The organism is Pseudomonas sp. LS1212 (assembly GCF_024741815.1).
Taxonomy (GTDB): Bacteria; Pseudomonadota; Gammaproteobacteria; order Pseudomonadales; family Pseudomonadaceae; genus Aquipseudomonas.
Window position 1 is genome coordinate 1,682,601 of record NZ_CP102951.1, and the last position, 22,183, is coordinate 1,704,783.

At 60.7% G+C, this 22,183-nt stretch carries 24 protein-coding genes; 15 read left to right on the forward strand and 9 right to left on the reverse strand.

Annotation, left to right across the window (positions count from 1 at the left end; translation table 11 throughout):
* Positions 1-22: 22 nt before the first annotated feature.
* Both NVV94_RS07860 and NVV94_RS07865 read right to left on the reverse strand, forming a co-directional pair.
* Positions 23-325: an EscU/YscU/HrcU family type III secretion system export apparatus switch protein gene (locus NVV94_RS07860; protein WP_258446643.1), complete on the reverse strand. Its 303-nt coding sequence runs from the start codon at positions 323-325 to the stop codon at positions 23-25.
* Positions 322-1,887 carry a flagellar hook-length control protein FliK gene (locus NVV94_RS07865; RefSeq protein WP_258446644.1) on the reverse strand — a complete coding sequence of 522 codons (1,566 nt, stop codon included), beginning with the start codon at positions 1,885-1,887 and terminating at the stop codon, positions 322-324. Before NVV94_RS07865 ends, NVV94_RS07860 begins: the two co-directional genes overlap by 4 nt.
* A 260-nt stretch (positions 1,888-2,147) precedes the next feature.
* Between NVV94_RS07865 and ccmA the strand changes: the two genes are divergently transcribed.
* The 13 genes from ccmA (at position 2,148) to NVV94_RS07930 (ending at position 11,201) form a co-directional block, all read left to right on the forward strand.
* Positions 2,148-2,729 carry a cytochrome c biogenesis heme-transporting ATPase CcmA gene (gene ccmA, locus NVV94_RS07870; RefSeq protein WP_258447643.1) on the forward strand — a complete coding sequence of 194 codons (582 nt, stop codon included), beginning with the start codon at positions 2,148-2,150 and terminating at the stop codon, positions 2,727-2,729.
* The gene (gene ccmB, locus NVV94_RS07875; protein WP_258446645.1) at positions 2,726-3,394 is read left to right on the forward strand and encodes a heme exporter protein CcmB; all 669 of its coding nucleotides are present in this window, start codon (positions 2,726-2,728) and stop codon (positions 3,392-3,394) included. The genes ccmA and ccmB overlap by 4 nt, the downstream gene beginning before the upstream one ends.
* Positions 3,395-3,453: 59 nt before the next feature.
* Entirely contained in the window at positions 3,454-4,218 is a 765-nt protein-coding gene (locus tag NVV94_RS07880; RefSeq protein WP_258447644.1) for a heme ABC transporter permease, read from the forward strand.
* Complete coding sequence (gene ccmD, locus NVV94_RS07885) at positions 4,215-4,391, forward strand: heme exporter protein CcmD (RefSeq protein WP_258446646.1); 177 nt, start codon at positions 4,215-4,217, stop codon at positions 4,389-4,391. Before NVV94_RS07880 ends, ccmD begins: the two co-directional genes overlap by 4 nt.
* A complete protein-coding gene (gene ccmE / locus NVV94_RS07890) occupies positions 4,388-4,855 on the forward strand; it encodes a cytochrome c maturation protein CcmE (RefSeq protein ID WP_258446647.1) in 468 nt (155 codons plus the stop codon). The genes ccmD and ccmE overlap by 4 nt, the downstream gene beginning before the upstream one ends.
* Positions 4,856-4,874: 19 nt before the next feature.
* Complete coding sequence (locus NVV94_RS07895) at positions 4,875-6,848, forward strand: heme lyase CcmF/NrfE family subunit (protein WP_258447645.1); 1,974 nt, start codon at positions 4,875-4,877, stop codon at positions 6,846-6,848.
* Positions 6,845-7,381: a DsbE family thiol:disulfide interchange protein gene (locus tag NVV94_RS07900; RefSeq protein WP_258446648.1), complete on the forward strand. Its 537-nt coding sequence runs from the start codon at positions 6,845-6,847 to the stop codon at positions 7,379-7,381. Before NVV94_RS07895 ends, NVV94_RS07900 begins: the two co-directional genes overlap by 4 nt.
* A complete protein-coding gene (locus NVV94_RS07905; RefSeq protein ID WP_258446649.1) occupies positions 7,378-7,854 on the forward strand; it encodes a cytochrome c-type biogenesis protein in 477 nt (158 codons plus the stop codon). The genes NVV94_RS07900 and NVV94_RS07905 overlap by 4 nt, the downstream gene beginning before the upstream one ends.
* Positions 7,847-9,055, forward strand: coding sequence for a c-type cytochrome biogenesis protein CcmI (gene ccmI, locus NVV94_RS07910; protein WP_258446650.1), 1,209 nt, complete (start codon positions 7,847-7,849; stop codon positions 9,053-9,055). The genes NVV94_RS07905 and ccmI overlap by 8 nt, the downstream gene beginning before the upstream one ends.
* A gap of 12 nt (positions 9,056-9,067) precedes the next feature.
* Positions 9,068-9,478, forward strand: a complete 411-nt coding sequence (locus tag NVV94_RS07915) for a hypothetical protein (protein ID WP_258446651.1) — start codon at positions 9,068-9,070, stop codon at positions 9,476-9,478.
* Between the two features lie 286 nt (positions 9,479-9,764).
* Positions 9,765-10,187 (forward strand): GFA family protein, encoded by a 423-nt coding sequence (locus tag NVV94_RS07920; RefSeq protein ID WP_258446652.1) that lies wholly within the window; start codon positions 9,765-9,767, stop codon positions 10,185-10,187.
* 41 nt (positions 10,188-10,228) lie between these two features.
* Positions 10,229-10,714: an adenosine-specific kinase gene (locus NVV94_RS07925; protein ID WP_258446653.1), complete on the forward strand. Its 486-nt coding sequence runs from the start codon at positions 10,229-10,231 to the stop codon at positions 10,712-10,714.
* Between the two features lie 61 nt (positions 10,715-10,775).
* Positions 10,776-11,201, forward strand: coding sequence for a group II truncated hemoglobin (locus NVV94_RS07930; RefSeq protein ID WP_258446654.1), 426 nt, complete (start codon positions 10,776-10,778; stop codon positions 11,199-11,201).
* An 8-nt stretch (positions 11,202-11,209) separates the two neighbouring features.
* On the opposite strand, the gene NVV94_RS07935 is transcribed toward NVV94_RS07930, so the two are convergent.
* The 3 genes from NVV94_RS07935 to NVV94_RS07945 all read right to left on the reverse strand — a co-directional run bounded on the left by NVV94_RS07935 (position 11,210) and on the right by NVV94_RS07945 (position 14,409).
* On the reverse strand, positions 11,210-13,051 hold the full coding sequence (locus NVV94_RS07935) for a potassium transporter Kup (protein WP_258446655.1): 1,842 nt from the start codon (positions 13,049-13,051) through the stop codon (positions 11,210-11,212).
* Positions 13,052-13,257: 206 nt separating this feature from the next.
* On the reverse strand, positions 13,258-13,854 hold the full coding sequence (locus NVV94_RS07940; protein ID WP_408733453.1) for a glutathione S-transferase family protein: 597 nt from the start codon (positions 13,852-13,854) through the stop codon (positions 13,258-13,260).
* Positions 13,855-14,151: 297 nt separating this feature from the next.
* Positions 14,152-14,409 (reverse strand): bacteriocin immunity protein, encoded by a 258-nt coding sequence (locus tag NVV94_RS07945; RefSeq protein WP_258446656.1) that lies wholly within the window; start codon positions 14,407-14,409, stop codon positions 14,152-14,154.
* A 115-nt stretch (positions 14,410-14,524) separates the two neighbouring features.
* Between NVV94_RS07945 and NVV94_RS07950 the strand changes: the two genes are divergently transcribed.
* Positions 14,525-15,744, forward strand: a protein-coding gene (locus tag NVV94_RS07950; protein WP_408733454.1) for an IS3 family transposase whose coding sequence is annotated in 2 segments (ribosomal slippage) — positions 14,525-14,870 and positions 14,870-15,744 — 1,221 coding nt in all. Because the reading frame shifts where the segments join, the coding sequence is not laid out codon by codon here.
* Here NVV94_RS07950 and NVV94_RS07955 read toward each other — a convergent pair.
* From NVV94_RS07955 to NVV94_RS07965, 3 genes are all read right to left on the reverse strand, one after another.
* Positions 15,741-16,757: an S-type pyocin domain-containing protein gene (locus tag NVV94_RS07955; protein WP_258446658.1), complete on the reverse strand. Its 1,017-nt coding sequence runs from the start codon at positions 16,755-16,757 to the stop codon at positions 15,741-15,743. The two genes, NVV94_RS07950 and NVV94_RS07955, sit on opposite strands and share 4 nt — an antisense overlap.
* A 276-nt stretch (positions 16,758-17,033) precedes the next feature.
* Complete coding sequence (locus tag NVV94_RS07960) at positions 17,034-17,294, reverse strand: bacteriocin immunity protein (RefSeq protein WP_258446659.1); 261 nt, start codon at positions 17,292-17,294, stop codon at positions 17,034-17,036.
* Positions 17,294-18,691: an S-type pyocin domain-containing protein gene (locus tag NVV94_RS07965; protein ID WP_258446660.1), complete on the reverse strand. Its 1,398-nt coding sequence runs from the start codon at positions 18,689-18,691 to the stop codon at positions 17,294-17,296. Before NVV94_RS07965 ends, NVV94_RS07960 begins: the two co-directional genes overlap by 1 nt.
* Before the next feature lie 501 nt (positions 18,692-19,192).
* Here NVV94_RS07965 and NVV94_RS07970 point away from each other — a divergent pair.
* On the forward strand, positions 19,193-20,131 hold the full coding sequence (locus NVV94_RS07970) for a class I SAM-dependent methyltransferase (RefSeq protein ID WP_258446661.1): 939 nt from the start codon (positions 19,193-19,195) through the stop codon (positions 20,129-20,131).
* Positions 20,132-20,138: 7 nt separating this feature from the next.
* Here the strand turns inward: NVV94_RS07970 and NVV94_RS07975 are convergent, their stop codons facing one another.
* Entirely contained in the window at positions 20,139-22,178 is a 2,040-nt protein-coding gene (locus tag NVV94_RS07975) for a mechanosensitive ion channel family protein (RefSeq protein WP_408733455.1), read from the reverse strand.
* Positions 22,179-22,183: the final 5 nt, after the last annotated feature.

Here is a 22,183-nt window from a genome sequence, read left to right on the forward strand (position 1 = left end):
GGTAACGAGATCAACCGCCGATTCAACTGTTGGGCATTGCATCCCGCTCGGACGCTTCAACCTGCGGCGCCTTGCCCTTCAAGTGCCAGGCAAACGCAATGATCTCCGCAATCGCGCGGTACATCGCTTCGGGTATGCGGTCGCCCAGCTCCATGCGCGCCAGCAGCTTGACCAGCTCGGCATTCTCATAGATTGGCACTTCATAGTCGCGAGCGATCGCCAGGATCGCCTCGGCCAGTTCATCGTCGCCCTTGGCGGTCAGCACAGGGGCCTGGTGGCCGTCGTAGTGCAGCGCAATGGCCTGGCGCGGTGGTTTTTCATTCATGCGGTTTCATCGACCCAACGTTGTTCAAGGTGCGTACGCGGACCTTGCGGCGGCGTTCCGTGATGGCAATTCAGCTCGGCGACCGTCAGGCCGCTGGCGATCAGGCGTTCGCGCAGCAAGCCCAATTGACTGTCGACCAGGCGGGCAGTGGCGGGGTGTTCGGCCCACAGTTGGCTGGACAGGCTGCCGCGAACCAGTTGCGCCTGCACTTGCAGGGGGCCTAGCGGGTACATGTCGAATGCCAGTTCCACGCGCCAGAGCAACTCTTTGGGGTCGCGTTTTTCGGCGTGTTGTTCGGCCTGCTGCTGTGGGGTTTCTTCGCGTTGCAGCTTGACCTGCAAGGGTATGAACTCCTGCTGGTTGCGCAGAGGGATTTCCAGTTGCCAAGTCGTCTGCAGGTTGCCTTCAGGGGTGCTGCCAGTTTGCGCAAGGCTGGCCAGCTGATGGCTTTGCACGCGCGAGACAGCCGCTGCGGCAAGCTTGAGCAGGTGTTCCAGGTCGCCCTCATCCTCCTGGGCCGACAACAACCGGGAGGGCAGGGGAAAGGCCCCCGGGTGCGGCTTGGCACTAACCTGGCCCAGGGTTCCCAACGCGCTGCGAACAAAACCCGGTAGCACCTGGGCGAGGGTGGAGGCGGCAGCCGCCGGGTTGAATTCGGTGTTGCCCGGTAGCGCCGGCAGAATCTGCGCGACCAGACGAAACAGCTGGGCTTTCAGATCCGGAGCCAGCGCCTGGGTTTGCCCACTGAGCAGCCTGGCTTCCAGAAAAGCGCCGCTGTCCCCCAGCGCCTGGGCGAGCCCCTTGGCATCGCTGAGTTGACGGATGTCGGGCAGGCTCGCCAACAATTGGTCGGCGTTGACACGTACTGCGGCGGGCAGCTGCTCGCTGTCAGAGAGTTTTTGCAATGCACTCAGCAAGCCTTGCACAGAGCCCTGGCGTGCTTGCTGGCTTGCCAGTTGTTGGGTGAGCGCCAGTTGATCGAGGCGACCGCCCAGAGGCACGAAACTCAGCGCCCGGGAACCCTGCACCTGGGCGCTGAGCAGGCTGCCCAGCGCCAGTGGGCGAGGGCTGTCCAGGCTCAGCGTGGCGCCGGCCTGGGCGGTATTGAGCAGGCTGACCATCGCGCGGTAAACCGCAGGCAGGCCCGGGCCTTGTGGCAACAGTTGGCAGGTCACGACCTTGCCCTGCAACAAAGTGCCTACCGGCAGTTGCCGGGTATCAAGCTGTGTCAGGGTGGTGGCACTGAGCGCTTGCTGCAGGCTGATCATCAGGTTGTTGGGCGAAGCCTGCGTCACCGCCAGCTGTGTGCCCTGGGACAACGGCTGCTTGCTTGAGACCTGGACGTTGGTTTCGCGCCCACTGGCCAGGGTCAGCTTGAGCAGCAGCTGGAAGTCCTGTGCCGTCTGTTTCAGCGAAAGCACTTCGGCCTTGGCGGTTTCGCCAGTTGGCAACAAGCCATCGAGCGATTGCATCAACTTCAATATTTCCCCACCGGGTACTGCCGGTCGTGGCGTTCCGGGTGTGGCGGCCACGGGGGCGAGGCTGTTGATTTCGCCTGTCATCGAGTCACAACCTGTCGAAATTGCCCTCTTTGCAGTAGGACATGGCATGTATAATGCCGCCCGATCTTTCGGGGAGCCTGGAAGCGCAGGTGTACACACGGCTCTTTCGAACAGGCCGGCATTCTTTCGCTACGCAACCAGTATAACGGCTGCCAGGCAGCCGACTTGAACCGCGGCACAGACCGTCATTTCATTGATAAGGCGATTGCGTGACTCCTCATCTCGAAGCCGTAGGGCTGGCTTGTGAGCGTGACTGGCGGATGCTGTTCGAAAATCTCGAACTGCAACTGGGCGCCGGTGACATGCTGCAAATCAGCGGCCCCAATGGCAGTGGCAAGACCAGCCTGTTACGCCTGCTCGCCGGGTTGATGCGGCCGACCCACGGCCAGGTGCTGCTCAACGGCAAGCCGCTTGAGCGACAGGACAGCGAACTGGCGCGGATTCTCCTGTGGATCGGCCACGCCGCCGGGATCAAGGACCTGCTCAGCCCCGAAGAAAACCTGGCCTGGCTCTGCGCGCTGCACCGTCCTGCCGAGCGCAAGGCCATCTGGCAAGCCCTGGAAGCGGTCGGTTTGCGGGGCTTCGAAGACGTTGCCTGTCATACCCTGTCGGCCGGCCAGCAGCGCCGGGTGGCGTTGGCCCGCCTGTACCTGGACAGCCCGCCGCTGTGGATCCTCGACGAGCCCTTCACCGCGCTGGACAAACAGGGCGTGGCCCAACTCGAGCAGCACCTGACCGAGCATTGCGAGCAGGGCGGCATGGTGGTCCTGACCACCCATCACACTCTCGAACGCAAGCCTGCCGGTTATCGGGAAATCAACCTGGGGCAATGGGCCGTATGAGTGTTTTTACCTTGTTGCTCAGCCGCGAAGCCCGGCTGTTGTGTCGCCGCCCCGCAGAGCTGGCCAACCCCTTGGTATTCTTCGCGATTGTGATTGCGCTGTTCCCGCTGGCAGTCGGCCCCGAGACTCAATTGTTGCAAACATTGTCACCGGGACTGGTCTGGGTCGCGGCTCTTTTGTCCGTCCTGCTCTCGCTGGACGGGCTTTTCCGCAGTGATTTCGAGGACGGATCGCTTGAGCAGTGGGTCCTTTCGCCGCACCCCCTGCCTCTTCTGGTACTGGCCAAAGTACTGGCACACTGGTCGTTTTCCGGGTTGGCGCTAGTGCTGCTGGCACCGCTGCTGGCGCTGATGCTGGGCTTGCCAGCGGCCTGTTTGCCTGTATTGTTGGCATCGTTGCTGCTTGGTACGCCCGTCCTGAGTCTGCTGGGCGCCGTGGGTGCGGCCCTGACAGTCGGTTTGAAGCGTGGCGGGCTGTTGCTGGCATTGCTGATTCTGCCTCTCTATATCCCGGTGTTGATCCTCGGTAGTGGCGCCTTGCAGGCGGCCCTGCAAGGAATGCCGGCGACCGGTTACCTGCTCTGGCTTGGTAGCCTGACCGCCCTGGCGGTAACCCTGACACCCTTTGCAATAGCGGCTGGCCTGAAGATCAGCGTCAGCGAATAATGAGGTTCCGGCCATACATGGACCGGCAAAGCCCTGGATGTACCGTGATGAAAAGCAGCGTGATTAGCTGGACGTGGTTTCATAAGTTGGGCTCGCCCAAGTGGTTCTATGGTATCAGCGGGCGAATGCTGCCCTGGCTGAGCATCGCCGCCTTGCTGTTGATGGGTGTCGGCGTGGTCTGGGGCCTGGCCTTCGCGCCGCCGGACTACCAGCAGGGCAACAGTTTCCGCATCATCTATATCCATGTGCCGGCGGCCATGCTGGCCCAGTCCATTTATGTGATGCTGGCGGTGGCCGGCGTGGTCGGGCTGGTCTGGAAAATGAAAATCGCCGACGTCGCCCTGCAATGCGCCGCCCCCATCGGCGCCTGGATGACCGCCGTGGCGCTGGTCACCGGTGCCATCTGGGGCAAGCCGACCTGGGGCAGCTGGTGGGTCTGGGATGCCCGACTAACGTCGATGCTGATCCTGCTGTTCCTGTACTTCGGTCTCATTGCATTGAGCCAGGCGATCAGCAATCGTGAGAGCGCGGCCAAGGCCTGCGCAGTACTGGCCATCGTCGGGGTGATCAACATCCCGATCATCAAATACTCGGTAGAATGGTGGAACACCCTGCACCAGGGCGCGACCTTTACCCTCACCGAGAAACCGGCGATGCCGGCCGAGATGTGGCTGCCGCTGCTGCTCACGGTTTTGGGTTTCTACTGCTTCTTCGGCGCCGTGCTGCTGCTGCGCATGCGTCTTGAAGTGCTCAAGCGCGAGGCGCGCAGCAACTGGGTCAAGGCCGAAGTGATGAACACCCTGGGTCAGGAGGCGGCACGATGAGTTTCGCCTCGTTCAGTGATTTTCTGGCCATGGGACACCATGGCCTCTACGTCTGGTCGGCCTATGGCATCTGCCTGCTGGTACTGGCCGTCAACGTCGCCGCGCCGTTGCTGGCACGTCGTCGTTATCTGCAAGAAGAGGCGCGTCGTCTGCGCCGGGAGAGCCGCAAGTGAATCCGCTGCGTAAAAAGCGTCTGTTTATCATTCTGGCTTTGCTGGCGGGGGTGGGTATTGCCCTGGCCCTGGCCCTGAGCGCCCTGCAGCAGAACATCAACCTATTCTACACCCCGACCCAGATCGCCAATGGCGAAGCGCCACTGGATACCCGCATCCGTGCCGGCGGCATGGTCGAGAAGGGCTCCCTGCAGCGCTCCGGCGACTCGCTGGACGTACGTTTCGTCGTCACCGACTTCAGCAAGTCGGTGACCATCACCTACCGTGGCATTCTCCCGGACCTGTTCCGCGAAGGGCAGGGCATTGTCGCCCTGGGCAAGCTCAACGCCGACGGCGTAGTGGTCGCCGACGAAGTCCTGGCCAAGCATGACGAGAAATACATGCCGCCGGAAGTGACCAAGGCGCTCAAGGACAGCGGCCAGTCCGCGCCGGCGCCAGCCCCTACACCCGCCAAGCAGGGTTGAGACCATGACCGTTGATCTGATGATTCCCGAGCTGGGTCACCTGGCCATGATCCTGGCGCTGTGCTTTGCCATCGTCCAGGCGATCGTGCCGCTGCTTGGCGCCTGGCGTGGCGACCGCTTGTGGATGAGCCTGGCGCAGCCCGCTGCCTGGGGGCAATTTGCCTTCCTCGCATTTGCCTTCGGCTGCCTGACCTACGCCTTTATGGTCGACGATTTTTCCGTCGCCTATGTGGCCAGCAACTCCAACAGTGCCTTGCCGTGGTACTACAAGTTCAGCGCGGTGTGGGGCGCCCATGAAGGCTCGCTGCTGCTCTGGGCCCTGATTCTCGGTGGCTGGACCTTCGCCGTGTCGATCTTCTCCCGGCAGTTGCCGCAGGTGATGCTGGCGCGGGTACTGGCCGTGATGGGCATGATCAGCATCGGTTTCCTGCTGTTCCTGATCATGACCTCCAACCCGTTCGAGCGCCTGTTGCCACAGGCGCCGATGGATGGTCGCGACCTCAATCCGTTGCTGCAGGACATCGGCCTGATCGTCCACCCACCGATGCTGTACATGGGTTACGTCGGGTTCTCGGTGGCATTCGCCTTTGCCATCGCCGCCTTGCTGGGCGGGCGTCTTGACGCGGCCTGGGCGCGCTGGTCGCGGCCCTGGACCATCGTCGCCTGGGCCTTTCTCGGCATCGGCATCACCCTGGGCTCCTGGTGGGCCTACTACGAATTGGGCTGGGGCGGCTGGTGGTTCTGGGACCCGGTCGAAAACGCCTCGTTCATGCCGTGGCTGGTCGGTACTGCGCTGATCCATTCGCTGGCCGTGACCGAAAAGCGCGGCGTGTTCAAGAGCTGGACCGTTTTGCTGGCCATTGCCGCGTTCTCGCTGAGCCTGCTGGGTACCTTCCTGGTCCGTTCCGGCGTCCTGACCTCGGTGCATGCCTTTGCTTCGGATCCTGCGCGCGGCGTGTTCATCCTGATCTTCCTGCTGTTCGTGGTCGGCGGCTCGCTGACCCTGTTCGCCCTGCGCGCGCCGGTGGTCAAGAGCCAGGTGGGCTTCGGCCTGTGGTCACGCGAAACGCTGCTGCTGGGCAACAACCTGGTGCTGGTGGTGGCGGCCTCGATGATTTTGCTCGGCACCCTGTACCCGCTGGTGCTCGATGCCCTGACCGGGGCCAAGCTGTCGGTCGGCCCGCCGTACTTCAACGCCTTGTTCATTCCGTTGATGGGGCTGTTGATGGTGGTCATGGCGGTCGGCGTGGTGGTGCGCTGGAAAGACACGCCGGTCAAATGGTTGGCGGGCATGCTGACCCCGGTGCTGGTCGGCAGCGCCATCATTGCGCCACTTTGTGGGCTGATCGTCGACGACTTCGATTGGCCGGTATTGACCACCTTCGCCCTGGCCGCGTGGATCGTGCTGGCTGGCGTGCGCGATATCCTCGACAAGACCCGCCACAAAGGCCTGATCAAGGGCATGCGCGGCCTGAACCGCAGCTACTGGGGCATGCACGTTGCGCACATCGGCATCGCCGTTTGCGCCATGGGCGTGGTGCTCTCGAGCAACAACAGCGCCGAACGTGACCTGCGCCTGGCGCCGGGCGAGTCGATGGACCTTGCCGGTTACCACTTCATCTTCGACGGTGCCAAACATTTCGAAGGGCCGAACTTCACCTCGGACAAGGGCACCGTGCGGGTCATCAAGGATGGCCGCGAAGTCAGCGTGCTGCACCCCGAGAAGCGCCTGTACACCGTGCAGCAGTCGGTCATGACTGAAGCCGGGATCGACGCCGGGTTTACCCGTGACATCTACGTGGCCCTCGGCGAGCCGCTGGGCGAGGGCGCCTGGGCGGTGCGGGTGCACGTCAAACCGTTCGTGCGCTGGATCTGGTTCGGTGGCCTGTTGACCGGCCTTGGCGGGCTGCTCGCAGCCCTCGACCCGCGTTATCGGGTCAAGATCAAAAGCCGTGTACGTGATGTCCTGGGCATGTCTGGAGCGACTGCATGAAACGTTGGATCATGGTGTTGCCGCTGGCGCTGTTTCTGCTGGTGGCGGTGTTTCTCTATCGGGGCCTGTACCTGAACCCGACCGAATTGCCATCGGCGATGATCGGCAAGCCGTTCCCGGCGTTCTCCCTGCCTGCAGTGCAAGGCGACAAGACCCTGACCCAGGCCGACCTGCTCGGCAAGCCGGCACTGGTCAACGTCTGGGGGACCTGGTGCATTTCCTGCCGGGTCGAACACCCGGTGCTGAACAAGCTGGCCGAGCGGGGAGTGGTCATCTACGGCGTCAATTACAAGGATGACAACGCCGCGGCACTGAAGTGGCTGAGTGAATTCCACAACCCCTACCAGCTCGACATACGCGACGAGCAGGGCACCCTGGGCCTCGACTTGGGCGTCTACGGTGCACCGGAAACCTTCCTGATCGACAGCAAGGGGGTGATCCGGCACAAGTTCGTCGGCGTGATCGACGAAACCGTCTGGCGTGAACAACTGGCCGGCCTCTACCAGGGCCTGGTCGACGAGGCCAAACCATGAGGCGCTGGCTCGTTGCCGCCGTCCTGGGCCTGAGCTTGGCGGGCGTGGCCCATGCGGCCATCGACACCTATGAGTTCGCCAACGACGCTGAACGCGAACGCTTTCGCCAGCTGACCAAAGAGCTGCGTTGCCCCAAGTGCCAGAACCAGGACATCGCCGATTCCAACGCGCCGATCGCCGCCGACCTGCGTCGCGAGATCTTCCGCATGCTGGGCGAAGGCAAGGACAATCAACAGATCGTCGACTTCATGGTCGACCGCTACGGTGATTTCGTGCGCTACAAGCCGGCGCTCGACTCGCGTACCTGGGTGCTCTGGTTCGGCCCGGCCGGGCTGCTGCTGGGCGGCGTCGTGCTGATTGCCGTGATTGTCCGGCGTCGTCGCAGCCGGCGTCCCGAGGGTGCCACCGAACTTTCCGAAGCGGAGCGTCAACGCCTCGCCAAACTGTTGGACAAAGACCAAACCCATGATTGATTTCTGGCTCGCTGCAGGCCTGCTGTTGCTGGTAGCCCTGAGTTTTTTGCTGATTCCCGTCTTGCGTGGCCGTCGTGCCCAGCAGGAAGAAGACCGTACCGCGTTGAACGTTGCCCTTTATCAGGAGCGTGTGGCCGAGTTGCAGGCCGAGCAGGACGAAGGGGTGCTCAGCAGCGCGCAAATGGACACGGGGCGCGCCGAGGCCGCGCGTGAATTGCTTGCCGACACCGAAGGCGCCGATGTTGCGCGCGAATCGCGTCTGGGCAAGCCGTTGCCGATTCTCGCGGCACTGCTGGTACCGGTGCTGGGCTTGGGCCTGTACCTGCATTTCGGTGCCAGCGACAAGGTCGAACTGGCCCGCGAGTTCGCCCAGGCGCCCAAGACCATGGAAGAAATGACCCAGCGCCTGGAGCGCGCCGTCGCCGCCCAGCCGGACTCGGCCGAAGGTCTGTACTTCCTGGGCCGCACCTACATGGCCCAGAACCGTCCAGCCGATGCGGCGAAAATCTTCGAACGCACCCTGGCCGTGGCGGGTCGCCAGCCTGAGCTGCTGGGGCAATTGGCCCAGGCCCAGTATTTCGCCAACGGCAAGAAATGGAACCCGCAGATCCAGGCGCTGACCCACGAAGCCCTCAAGGCCGACCCCAAGGAGGCCACCAGCCTCGGTCTGCTGGGCATCGCCGCGTTCGAGGGCGAGCGTTACCAGCAAGCCATCGACTATTGGAAACGCCTGTTGGAGGTATTGCCGGCCGACGACGCTTCGCGGCCTGCCCTTGAAGGCGGCATCAACCGGGCCAGCGAGAAACTGCAGGCCAGTGGCGGCAAGGTTGAAACGGCGCCAGCCGTTGCAGCGAAGGGCGAAGTTCGGCTCAAGGTCCGCGTCGAGCTGAGCGCCGAGCTCAAGGCCAAGGTCCAGCCGGGTGACAGCGTGTTCATTTTCGCCCGCGCAAGCTCGGGCCCGCCCATGCCGCTGGCGGCCAAGCGCCTGACGGTCGCCGATTTGCCGGTCGAAGTCGAGCTGAGCGATGCCGACGCAATGATGCCGCAATTGAAACTGTCGAGCTTTCCTGAAGTCCAACTGGTGGCGCGCATCTCGCGTGCTGGCCAGCCGACCAAGGGTGAGTGGATCGGTCGCAGCAAACCGCTGGCCAGCAGCACCACGGCGCAGCAACACCTGACCATCGACAGCCCGGATTTGTAAGAGAAGACTGCTATGACCGCCATCGCTCGCATCACCCTTTTGACACTGGCACTGGGATTGAGCGCCTGTGCGGTCCAGCCACCCAGCCCTACCGCGCCGCCCGTACCGACACGGCCACCCTCGGGGCCCGCCGTAAAGCCGGTGCCGGGCCCGGGCACAGCCCCGACCAAGCCACCGGCACAAACGCAAAAGCCCATGCCGCGCACCTCGGCCAGCTTCGCCCCGCCACCCGGCGGCGCCAGCCACTGGGACCCACGGCTGGGCGTCTACGTGTTGGAAAACGAGACGGACACCTTCTACCGGCAACGTACCTATTACCGCTGGAACAACGGCTGGAGCTGGTCGACCAGCCTGAAGGGGCCGTGGCAGGAGACCGATAGCAGCGGGGTGCCGGGCGGATTGGGACGGGCGTTCGGGCAGTAGCATCTGTGTCCGGCCCGGATGAAGGTCCTTCGGCCCTTGGCGCAGCCTAAGGGCAGCGGCTACAAGAGTTCGGCGCACCACGCTCGGCGTAGCCGCTGCCGCTAGGCTGCGCTCGCCTGCAAAGCAGGCGCAAGATCTTGAGATCGCCGGGGAGCCCCTGCGGGACTCCAGCGCAGCCTCCGGCAGCGGCTACGCCGATCGTGGAACGTCCTGTAGCCGGCAAAATTTTTTGGTCTATCCTTTCGAGTTTCCACCCACCGCAGCAGACCCTCTGCAGGAGGAACTCATGGAACAAACCATCGAAAAGCAAGGCCGTTGCCTTTGCGGCGCCGTCGAGTTTTCGCTCAGCCTCAGACACCCGACCTTTGGCGCCTGCCACTGCAGCATGTGCCGCAAGTGGGGCGGTGGGCCGCTGTTGACCGTCGACACCGATATCCCGGTGCAGTACACCCGCCAGGACCAGATCCAGGTCTATTCTTCTTCCGATTGGGCCGAACGCGGCTTCTGTGCCACCTGCGGCAGCCATCTGTTCTATCGTCTCAAGCAGAGCGGGTTTTATGCGGTGCCGGTCGGCCTGCTTGATGAACCCGAGGACCTGACCTTCGACCTGCAGGTGTTCATCGACGAAAAACCGTCCGCTTATTGCTTCTCCAATCAGACTAAAACCATGACGGGAAAGGAGGTCGCGGCTTTGTTCAGCCAGCAATGATCGCAAAGGGCTGCCACGCTCAACGGTAGGAGCATCGCACCATGCAATTGACTACAGTGAAAGTCGACAAGCCGGATGAGACCAACTTCATCCTGGGCCAGGCGCACTTCATCAAGACTGTCGAGGACCTCCATGAAGCGTTGGTGGCGGCCGTGCCCGGCATCAAGTTCGGCCTGGCATTTTGCGAGGCTTCCGGCCAGTGCCTGGTGCGCTGGTCCGGCACGGACCCGGCCATGATCGAACTTGCCCAGAACAACGCGACGGCCCTGGCTGCCGGGCATAGTTTCATCATTTTTCTAGGGGACGGCTTTTACCCGCTCAATGTGTTGAACACCGTCAAGGCCGTGCCCGAGGTCTGTCGTATTTTCTGCGCAACGGCCAACCCCACCGAAGTGATTGTTGCGCAGACGACGCAGGGGCGGGGAATCCTGGGCGTGGTCGATGGGTTCTCGCCGAAGGGGCTGGAGGGCGACGACGACATTGCATGGCGCAAGACCTTGCTGAGGAAGATCGGCTACAAGCTTTGAGCGTGTCTGCCGCCTGCATGTGCCGGAGGTATACTGCCTTTTTTTCCAGAGGGTTTGTCTTGTGAGCAGCAGTATCCCTTTCGGCGTTGGCGATGCCTCCTACCAGGCAGCAGGCGGCATCGACGGCCTGCGTCGGCTGGTCGACGACTTCTACCGGCTCATGGATGAACTGCCCGCAGCGGCCGAGCTGCGTCGCATGCATCCGGCCAGCCTTGAGCCAGCGCGCGACAAGTTGGCCTGTTTTCTCAGCGGTTGGCTGGGTGGCCCGAAACTCTACAGCGAGAAGTACGGTGCCATCTCGATTCCGGCCTTCCATGCGCAGTGGCCTATCGATGAAGCCGGCAGTGGCGCCTGGTTGAATTGCATGGAGCAGGCCATCGCGCTGCAAGGCTACCCGGCGGATTTCGCCGAGTACCTGCTGGCCCAGTTACGGGTGCCTGCGCAGCGTGTGGTTCAGGCCAGTGCCAACCGTCATGGGCAGCGTTAGGCGCTACCTTACATTTCGACCTGAGTGCCCAGCTCGATCACCCGATTCAACGGCAGGTTGAAGTACTTCAGGTTGCTGTTGGCATTCTTCAACAGAAAGGCGAACAGCGTTTCTCGCCAGCGCGCCATGCCGATGCGCTTGGTCGGGACAACCGTCTCGCGGCTCAGGAAATAGGTGGTACGCATCGGGCTGAAATCCAGGTCACTCAAGTGACAGAGGCTCAATGCTACCGGTATGTCAGGCTCCTCGATAAAGCCAAAGTGCAGGTTCACCCGGAAGAAGCCTTCGCCATAAGCTTCGACCTCGAAGCGCCGATCCGCAGGGACGCGAGGGCTGTCTTCGGACACCACGGTGAGCAACACCACCTGTTCGTGCAAAACCTGGTTATGCAGCAGGTTGTGCAACAGCGCATGCGGGACAGCGTCCGCCCGGGCAGTCAGGAACACGGCGGTGCCTTGTACGCGATGCGGGGGCTGTGCACCGATGCTGCTGATGAACAGAGGAAGTGGAAGAGTGGTCTCGTCCAGCCGCTCGACAATGATCCTGCGGCCGCGTTTCCAGGTCGTCATCAGCGTGAACAGCGCAATGCCGGCGATGACGGGAAAGGCACCGCCTTGAAAAATCTTCGGCGCATTGGCCGCGAAATAGAAGCTGTCCACCACCAGAAAACCGAGCAGCATCGGAATCGCCAGCCAGCGAGGCGTTTTCCAGAGCAGCAGGACCACCGCCGATGCCAGTAGTGTGGTTATCAACATGGTGCCCGTCACGGCAACCCCGTACGCTGCGGCCAGTGCACTGGAAGATTCGAAGCCGATTACCAGAAACACGACGCCCACCATCAGTGCCCAGTTAACCATGCCTATGTAAATCTGCCCCTTCTCCTGGCTGGAGGTATGCTGGATGAACATACGCGGTACATAGCCAAGCTGAATGGCTTGGCGAGTCAGGGAAAAGGCCCCGGAAATCACCGCTTGCGAGGCGATGATGGTTGCCAGCGTAGAGAGCCCGACCATCGGCAAGAGCGCCCAGTTCGGCGCCAGGAGATAGAAAGGGTTGCGCACAGCCTCAGGATTTCCCAGGATCAAGGCGCCCTGGCCGAAGTAATTCAACACCAGGCCTGGCAGTACCAGGATGAACCAGGCGCGAGCAATCGGCTTGCGGCCGAAGTGGCCCATGTCTGCATACAGTGCTTCTGCGCCTGTCAGTGCGAGCACTACGGCGCCGAGAATGGCCACGCCAATCCCCGGATGAACGATGAAAAATTGCACTGCCCAAGCGGGGTTGAGTGCTTGCAGCACTTCGGGACGTTGCAGGATACCGTAGATTCCCAGGGCGCCGAGTACCAAAAACCAAAGCACCATGACCGGGCCGAACAGGATGCCGATCCGTGCGGTACCGTGTTTCTGGATCAGGAACAGAGCCACCAGAACCACCACGGACAAGGGGACAACCCAGTGCTCTATCCCATCGAACGCAAGCTGCAGCCCCTCGACAGCGGAAAGTACCGAGATAGCCGGGGTGATCATGCTGTCACCATAGAACAGCGCAGCACCGAACAAACCCAGCAAGACCAGTATTTTACTCAGTTGCGGAAAGGGCGTAGCGGCGCGACGGGCCAGGGCCGTCAAGGCCATGATGCCGCCCTCGCCCTGGTTGTCGGCGCGCAGGATAAACAGCACATACTTGATCGAGACCACCCAGATCAGCGACCAGAAAATCAGCGAAAGTACACCGAGCACACCATCATGGTTGGCCTGCACTCCATAGTGCCCGGCGAACACCTCCTTGAGGGTGTAAAGCGGGCTGGTGCCAATGTCGCCATACACCACACCCACGGCTGCAACCAGCATGCCTGCCGCTGAAGTTTTTGCATGGGACTCTTCGATTGCGGGGGGAGCTGGTTGATTCACTGGTTGTTTCTCGTAAATAGAGGTGCGAAGTGTTGCGCAGGCATGTAGGCGCTGTGCCTGGGTCAAGGCGACCAGTATCGTTGCGGGGCAAAATGTCTGCCGTAAAAAAGCCGTAAAATTCTTGCTGGCGGCGCGGTCCCGACCTGTCAATCAGCCGCCGGAATCGTCAGCCCGCGCACCACCGCAGGTCGCGCCAGGAACCGCTCGAGCGTGCCGGTGACGTTGGGGAAGTTGTCGATCCCCACCAGTTCTCCCGCCTCGTAGAAATTGATCAGGTTGCGAACCCAGGGGAAGGTGGCGATGTCGGCGATGGTGTAGGTATCGCCCATGAGCCATTCGCGGTTTTCCAGTTGTTGATTCAGGACATTGAGCAGGCGCCGGGATTCTTCGACGTAACGGTCACGCGGGCGCTTGTCTTGGTAATCCTTGCCGGCAAATTTATTGAAGAAGCCGAGCTGGCCAAACATCGGCCCGATCCCGCCCATTTGGAACATCAGCCACTGGATGGTCTGGTAACGGGCGGCGGGGTCTTGCGGCAACAGTTGGCCGCTCTTTTCGGCGAGGTACAGCAAAATCGCACCGGACTCGAACAGCGGCAGCGGTTCGCCGCCGGGGCCGTCGGGGTCAATGATGGCCGGGATCTTGTTGTTGGGGTTGAGCGACAGGAACTCCCGTGACAGCTGGTCGTTGGTATCGAAGGCGACCCGATGGGGCTCGTAGGCCAGCCCGGTTTCTTCGAGCATGATGGGGTTTGGGGAGCAATGGAACCGAAAACCAACGTAAGCCAGAATTAGAGTTCGTTTTACTCGTCAGCGACTGTGCATTAACGGACTTTGATTCGTGAAACGGGTTTATGGCACTGTTTTTCGGGTGTTGATGGCCTTTCTGGTGATCGCCGAAACGGGGCGGTTTCATAAAACGGTGGTTTTATCGAACCCTCCACGCAGCACACGGGTTTGCGGCAGGCCGCTGGCCTTAAGTGCACTTTCTGTTTCATTGCTCCCCGAACCCCCGAAACTGGGATTTCCCTGAAAGGTCGATCAGAAGCGCGGTTTAAAGCCCGGTAAACCGTTGGCCAAGCACCAAGCCTGAATTATCTGCACGACACCGTCAGGTGACTCATCAGTACCGTCTTCTGGGTAATAAAGAAGATCCGATCCTGCTGGGTGAGGCACTACTTTGTTGAAATGTTCTACTAGCACGCCTCGTTCCTCCTCAGTTCCCGAATCGTCGATAGCTTTGATCAGGGCTTTGAATTCCTGTTCAGTGTAATCCGCAAGGTTGGTCTTCAGCTTCATCACTTCGTCCCTCGATGTATGTCTATATGGTGCTTTGATGTAACATGAACGAGCCCCATGAAAGACAGGACACCGTTTCCCCCTTACGATAAGGGATAGGCAAACGGTGATGTTTATGACTAACAGCAACGATAAGAGTGGGGAGCTTTTGGGTCAGGAGCGGCGGCGCCGCTGGAGCCCGGAGCAAAAACTGGCCATGGTTCGCGAGAGTCTTGAGCCAGGGCAAAGCGTTTCGGTGGTGGCTCGGCGCAACGGTATCAATGCCAACCAGCTGTTCCTGTGGCGCAAGCTGTACCAGGATGGCAGCCTGTCGGCGGTCAGTGCTGGCGAAGCCGTGGTGCCTGCCTCCGAGCTGAGCGATGCGCTCAAGCAGATCCGTGAACTGCAACGGATGCTGGGCAAGAAAACGATGGAAGCAGAAATCCTCAAAGAGGCTGTGGAGATCGCCCGGTCGCGAAAATGGATTGCGCACTCACCCTTGTTGCCGGGGGACGACCAGTGAAGCGGGTCAGCGAATGTCTCGGTGTGGCGCGCTCGCAATTAACGGTTCGAATCAAGCAATCAGCCTTGCCCAAGGTACGGCGAAACAGGCCCGTGGACGACGCTGAACTGGTGGTTGAAATCCAGCAACAGGTCAGCGAGCTGCCCAGCTATGGCTACCGTCGTGTCTGGGGATTACTGCGTCGCGCACGTGAAATCCAGTTGCTGCCCGCGATCAACGTGAAGCGGGTTTACCGGGTCATGCGTGATCACAATCTGCTGCTTGAGCGTCGACTCAAACAGCCCGGCGTGCCACGTCGACACGAAGGCCATATTGCCGTGAAAACCAGTGATACGCGTTGGTGCTCGGACGGCTTTGAGTTCCGTTGCGAGGACGGCGCCAAACTGAGCGTGACCTTCGCCCTGGACTGCTGTGATCGCGAAGCCATCGGCTGGGTCGCCAGTCCAACGGGATACAGCGGGGATGATATCCGTGACTTGATGCTGGAGAGCGTGGAAAAGCGCTTTGGCGACCAACTGCCCGCCACGCCGGTGCAATGGCTAAGCGATAACGGTTCGGCCTATACCGCCGAACAGACGCGCCTGTTTGCTCGGCAGATCGGTTTGCAACCGGTGACCACGCCAGTACGCAGCCCGCAGAGCAACGGCATGGCTGAGAGCTTCGTGAAGACGATCAAGCGTGATTACGTGGCGCATATGCCCAAGCCGGATCGAGAAACGGCGCTACGCAACCTGGCAATTGCCTTCGAGCATTACAACGAGCAGCATCCGCACAGCGCCCTGAAATATCGCTCGCCGAGGGAGTTCAGGCGCTTGGCCGCAGCATCAATTTAACGGGGAGTTGGTGTCCGGTTTTTTAGGGGCAAGTCCATAACAGCTCTCAGGTTGTCCACGTCGTACACTGCACCACCATCTTTAATCAGCTCGACGTGGTGCAGCTCGAAGGAAATACGCTTTCCTACATGCTCGCTCTTAGGTGCCGCTGGGGCAAAACCTTTCGCCATGTCTGAGAGATTGCGTGGTTTGAATTGTCGACTCAATTCTGGATCGGCAGCGACGGCTTTCCAAAATGCCTTCCTGAAGGCATCGAAGCTTGAAAACTCGCGGCCTCTGAGCTGGTCGGCAATTCGCGTTGGGACTGGGGAACCCAGTCCGGTACTTGCGCCGGCGAGCCAAATCCCCGTCACGTCTTGACCAACGCCTGTGACCACGCCCGGCGCACCACGCACATTGAGCGAGATATAGACCGGCAGGATTTGCGGCTGACTCGGGAACCAGATAATGGCGTCCCGGAAGTCGGGTGGGTTTGCCGGATGCTCATAGCGTTGCTCGGCCTGTTCGGCTTCGGGAAAGACAAACGCCGCAGGTAATTGCGGGGCACCTTCCAGCGCTGGAATACCCAGCACCCTGCTGGTATCGACGGCAGGTGTCCAGATCAACTCTACGCCGTCGCCCAGATCCGCGACCAGTTGATCACCGCGTGCGGTGGCAGCAATCACCGGGACACTTCGCCACGCGGAGTTGTTGCCGGTGTATACCCCGAACGCGCTGACCGATTCTCCAGGCAGGTGTTTGACGTTGACCCGCACACCGATGTTGGCCACGGCCAGATTGGCGAACTCTTCGGTGCTGTAAAACGCGGTGTCAGACGCAAAGGTATTGGGCCAGAGCATAGCAACGGTGCCCGCAATGCCACCTGCGACAACGCCTGCGCTGACGGCAGCACCGGACAAACCCAGCGACAACGAGCCACCGACTCGCCCAGCCAAGGTCAGTGCCGTGGTTGAGCCACCGATCAGTTGAAGAGGTGTGCCCGCCGAGGTGATGGCCTCACGGGTGCTGAGCACGGCATAGGTGCCGTAATTGCCCAACCCCTCAAATGGCGCTGGGCCATCGGGATAGCAGACCTGCCCATTAACCACGCTGATGGATTTGGCAAATGTGCAATCCTGGACGGCAGGTGATTTTAATTGTTCGGCTTTTTCGCGTTCTTCATATCGGCGATGGCCTTCATCTTGTCGAGCGCGGTCGGCCTTTTGAGCTGCTTGATATCGGCGGCGTATCTCTTCCTCTTGCGCCTAAGTTTCGCGGGCGCAAAACTTGGATCTCCCCTGAAAGTTCGATCAGAAGCGCGGCTTAAAACCCGGTAGACCGTTGGCCAAGCACCAAGCCTGAATTGTCTGCACGACTCCTTCTGCTGAGTTGTCCGAACCATCTTCAGGATAGTAGATCAGGTCAGAACCACCTGCACCCGCAGCAAGGCTGTTCAGGTGTTCTATTAACCCAGCCTGGAAATCCTCTGTTCCTTCACAGTCTTTTATACACTGAATCAATGCTTTGAACTGGTCTTCGGTGTAGTCAGAAAGTGCGCCCTTAAGCTCCATCACTGAGCCTCCCTATGAATATCTATATGATTTTTGGGGGTGTTAGCCCGCAGGTTATCCACGTCATAAACAGCACCGCCGTCAGCGATATGCTCAACATGGTGCAGCTCAAAGGAAATCCGCTTTCCTATCTGATCGCGCACGCGAGTCGTTGGTGCTAGTCCCTTTACAAGCCTTTTAATGTTGTCTTGATTGAATTGACTGCTCAGGGCTGGATCATTTCCAACCTCGATCCAAAACGCTTTCCTGAAGGCATCGAAACTGGAAAACTCGCGGCCTCTGAGCTGGTCGGCAATGCGCGTTGGGACAGGGGAACCCAGTCCGACACCTGCCCCGGCGAGCCAAATCCCCGTCACGTCTTGACCAGCGCCTGTGACCACGCCCGGCGCACCACGCACATTGAGCGAGATATAGACCGGCAGGATTTGCGGCTGACTCGGGAACCAGATAATGGCGTCCCGGAAGTCGGGTGGGTTTGCCGGATGCTCATAGCGTTGCTCGGCCTGTTCGGCTTCGGGAAAGACAAACGCCGCAGGTAATTGCGGGGCACCTTCCAGCGCTGGAATACCCAGCACCCTGCTGGTATCGACGGCAGGTGTCCAGATCAGCTCTACGCCGTCGCCCAGATCCGCGACCAGTTGATCACCGCGTGCGGTGGCAGCAATCACCGGGACACTTCGCCACGCGGAGTTGTTGCCGGTGTATACCCCGAACGCGCTGACCGATTCTCCAGGCAGGTGTTTGACGTTGACCCGCACACCGATGTTGGCCACGGCCAGATTGGCGAACTCTTCGGTGCTGTAAAACGCGGTGTCAGACGCAAAGGTATTGGGCCAGAGCATAGCGACGGTGCCCGCAATGCCACCTGCGACAACGCCTGCGCTGACGGCAGCACCGGACAAACCCAGCGACAACGAGCCACCGACTCGCCCAGCCAAGGTCAGTGCCGTGGTTGAGCCACCGATCAGTTGAAGAGGTGTGCCCGCCGAGGTGATGGCCTCACGGGTGCTGAGCACGGCATAGGTGCCGTAATTGCCCAACCCCTCAAATGGCGCTGGGCCATCGGGATAGCAGACCTGCCCCTTGGCCACACTAGTGGATTTGGCAAATGTGCAGTCCTGGACGGGAGGTGGTTTTAGTCGCTCGGCTTTTTCACGTTCGTCACATCGACGAAGGAATTCATCTTGTCGGGCACGCTCGGCTTTTTGAAGCGCTTCGTATCGACGTATCTCTTCCTTTTGTTCCCGCTCACGCACTAAGGCAATTTGTGCTTTAGAGGGTCCAGATGGCTCCATTCTGCGCGGTAAGACACCAATGACGTAGGGCCATTTTTTAGACCGTATCAACCCTCGACGTTTGAGTGACTCATCACTTTCCTCAGACAACTTCTGGGACATTATCGGTACCCTGCACAAGTCAAATCCATTTACCAGGGCCGAAGAGTAACCGCAGTAAGCCAGTGGTCAAATACTGGCTTATAGCCATTTTGATTGAGGGAGGGGCAGGTAAGGGAGCCTACAGAATCAGGTTGAGCTAAGCGGCCTGAGTCCTATTGAATACAGGGGTTTGCGGACAGGCGCTGGGCTTAAGAGCACTTTGCTGTTCCGGCGCTCCCTAAACCGGGATTCATGGCTTACGTTGGTTTTTGGTTCCATTGATGATGCCCACGGTAAAGCTCGGAAAGGGAGGAGACGGGCTGGCCCGACACGACGAAACCTCGAACGAAGATAATTCGCAAATGGGAAATTGTTGCGGATGCGAATGCTGTCATGTTGGGGCGGGGCGTACAAGTGGGATGTTGCCCGCGATGCAGGCGACGCGGTCCCTCTTCAATCAGCAAGGCCAGCCGCAACCATTGTGTTTAAAATGCCCCCCATCACGAATGACTGAAAACCCCCATGACCCCCGACGCCATCGCCACCCTGCAACACCTTCTCGTCAGCGCCCTGAGCCCCCCACCTGAAGAAACCCGCCGCCTGTTCCACGGCCGGGGCCGGCGCTGGCCGGGGCTTGAACATGTCACGGTCGACTGGTTGCAAGGCATTGTCCTGGTGTCGCTGTTCAGGGAACCAGCCGATGCAGAGCTGGCTGCCCTCAAACACATGCTCATGGCACTGACCCAATCGCCCGCCTGGTCGCAAAGCCAGGCGCACACCCTTGTGTTGCAGCACCGTTACCTGCTGGAGAGCACGGCCGAGTGGCTGCTCGGTGAAGTCGTCGATGAGTGGCTCATCACCGAAGGTGGCCTGCGCTACAAACTGGATCTGGGTAAAAAGCAGAACACCGGTTTGTTTTTGGACATGCGTTACGGCCGCCGCTGGGTTCAAGCCCAGGCCCAGGGCAAGCGCGTGCTGAACCTGTTCGCCTACACCTGCGGTTTCTCGGTAGCGGCCATGGCCGGTGGCGCCGAGCATGTGGTGAACCTGGACATGGCCAAGGCGGCGTTGAGCCGTGGGCGGGAGAATCATCGGCTCAACGGGCATGATCTGGATCGGGTGAGCTTTCTGGGGCATGAACTGTTCAAGTCCTGGGGCAAGGTCAAGAAATATGGCCCTTATGACCTGATCATCATCGACCCACCCTCGTTTCAGAAAGGCAGCTTTGCCCTGACCAAGGATTACCAGCGTGTCCTGCGCCGGCTACCCGAGTTACTGACCGCCCAAGGCACGGTGCTGGCCTGCGTCAACGACCCCGCCATAGGCTCCGATTTCCTGATCGAAAGCGTCGCCAACGAGGCGCCGGGCCTGAGGTTTGAACAGCGCCTGGAAAACCCGCCCGAGTTTGCCGATGCCCATGCCGAGGGTGGGTTGAAGGCGCTGGTGTTTTCGCAGGCATGAGCCGTGCTCACGCTATCTCGCCGGTTCGAGGTAACGAAGCCTGTGGATAGTACTGGGCAAAACTCACCTTGTCGGTCTGGTCCACCAGTTTCTTCAGGCGCTCGTTGAAGGCGCGATTGATGCCATATTGGCCGCCGGAAATGGTGCGGAACTGTGCGGTCAAGGTGATGCCGTTGAGGTCCATCTTGTCGACCCCGAACACTTGCAGTGGCCCTTGCAGGTTGTGCTTGAGCAGCGGGTCGTCGCTGATCGAATGGCCGACCTGGCGGATCATGTCCAGGGCGGTATCGATGTCGCTTTCGTAACTGACCTGGATCGAGAAAAACGCATAGGCGAATTGCCGCGACTGGTTGGTAACGGCCTTGATCTGGCCGAACGGCACCGAGTGCACGAAGCCTTTGCCGTCGCGCAGGCGCAGGGTGCGGATGGTCAGGCTTTCGACGGTGCCGGCGTGGCCGGAGTCCAGTACCACCCAGTCGCCGATGGCAATGGTGTCCTCGATCAGGATGAACAGGCCTGTAATTACGTCCTGGACCAATTGCTGCGAGCCGAAGCCGATGGCCAGGCCGACGACGCCTGCACCAGCCAGCAAGGGCGCGACGTTGATGCCCAGGTTGGCCATGGTGGTGATCGCGCAGATCACCACCAGGATGATTTTGACGGCATTGCGCAGCATCGGCAGGATGGTTTTGGCCCGGGTGCTCGGCTGGTGGCCGCCACGGCGCCCGACCGGGGGCTTGAGGGCTTCCTGGATCGCAGTGTCGATGACCACCCACAGCAGCCAGGTGACCAGCAGGACCAGACCGATGCTGCTGAGTGAATCGCTGATGGCGCGGGCCATGGAGTTCTTCAGGGCGAACTCGATGACCGAGAAACCCCAGATCCTTCCTGACAGCTCGATGAAGGCGATCGCCAGGATGATCCGCAGTGCGGCGTGGGTCAGGCTGCGCAGTAATTCCTTGTAGGGTTGCAGGCGTTGCTCGGCGACTCGCGCGGGCACCTTGAACATATGCTGGAACAAGGTACTGAGAAACACCGTGGCGATGAGCAACAAGGACGTGAGCAGAGCGTTTTGCAAAACCCTCTGGCTTTCCTGGCCGGCGCCGATCAGGTTCACCGCCGAAACCAGGATCATCAGCAGGATGGGGTAGTACCAGAGGCTGGAAAATATCCGCAGCGTTTCCTGTACCGCGTGGTTTTGCCGGCGCTGGTCAAAATCGCGATTGCGGATCAGATGTGCCACGGGTCTGCGCAATTTGACCACCAGTATGGCAAAGGCCAGGGTCGCCAGCAGGCCGGTCAGCACGGCAACCGTACTGGTGACATTGCTGCCCAGTTGCCGGGCGATCTGCGGGCTGGTCAGGGCGTCGCTCAAGGCCACCAGAGAACCGACCAGGAACAGGGGCCGGGGCAGGTAGTGGCGGATGATGCGCACGGCGGCGCGCCGGTGTCCGCTGTCGAATGCGGTGATCAGGCACAGCACGATACAGTTGATGATCAACCCGCAGCTGGTGGCGTAGCCCAGGCACAGGGCCAGCGCTCGTGCAGGCGAAGGCTCGAAGAAACGACTGGCGTACAGCATCAGGGGCAAGCTGATCATTGCCGGGAGTATGTAGTGCAGCAAGTAGCCCAGCAGGCGTTGCGCACGCGGCCGCTCAAGCAATAGTGATTGGCGGTTGAAATGGCGGGTGAGCATTTGGCCGAGCAGGTTCAACGGCGCAAAGGTACCCAACCAGGCCAGCGAGAGCAATGCGAAGTCACCGATCAGGCCGAGCGTCGAGCGGGACGCTTGCTGATTGACCAGTTGATCGATTTCATCGGCGGCGCGATCGGCACGCAGGCGCCAGTCATCGAGCACATGGCCGTCCAGCTCAAGGCTGTGCTGTATATCGTCCAGGCCCGACGAGATCGTCTCCAGCAAGCCGCCCTGCACGATCACCACCGGCTCGGCCTTGGCCGGTTGGGCGGGGGGCGGTGCTTCGGCGTAGGCGTTGGAACCGAGGATACAGCTCAGCAACAACAGATATTTGAGCGTTGATCTGAACACGGCCT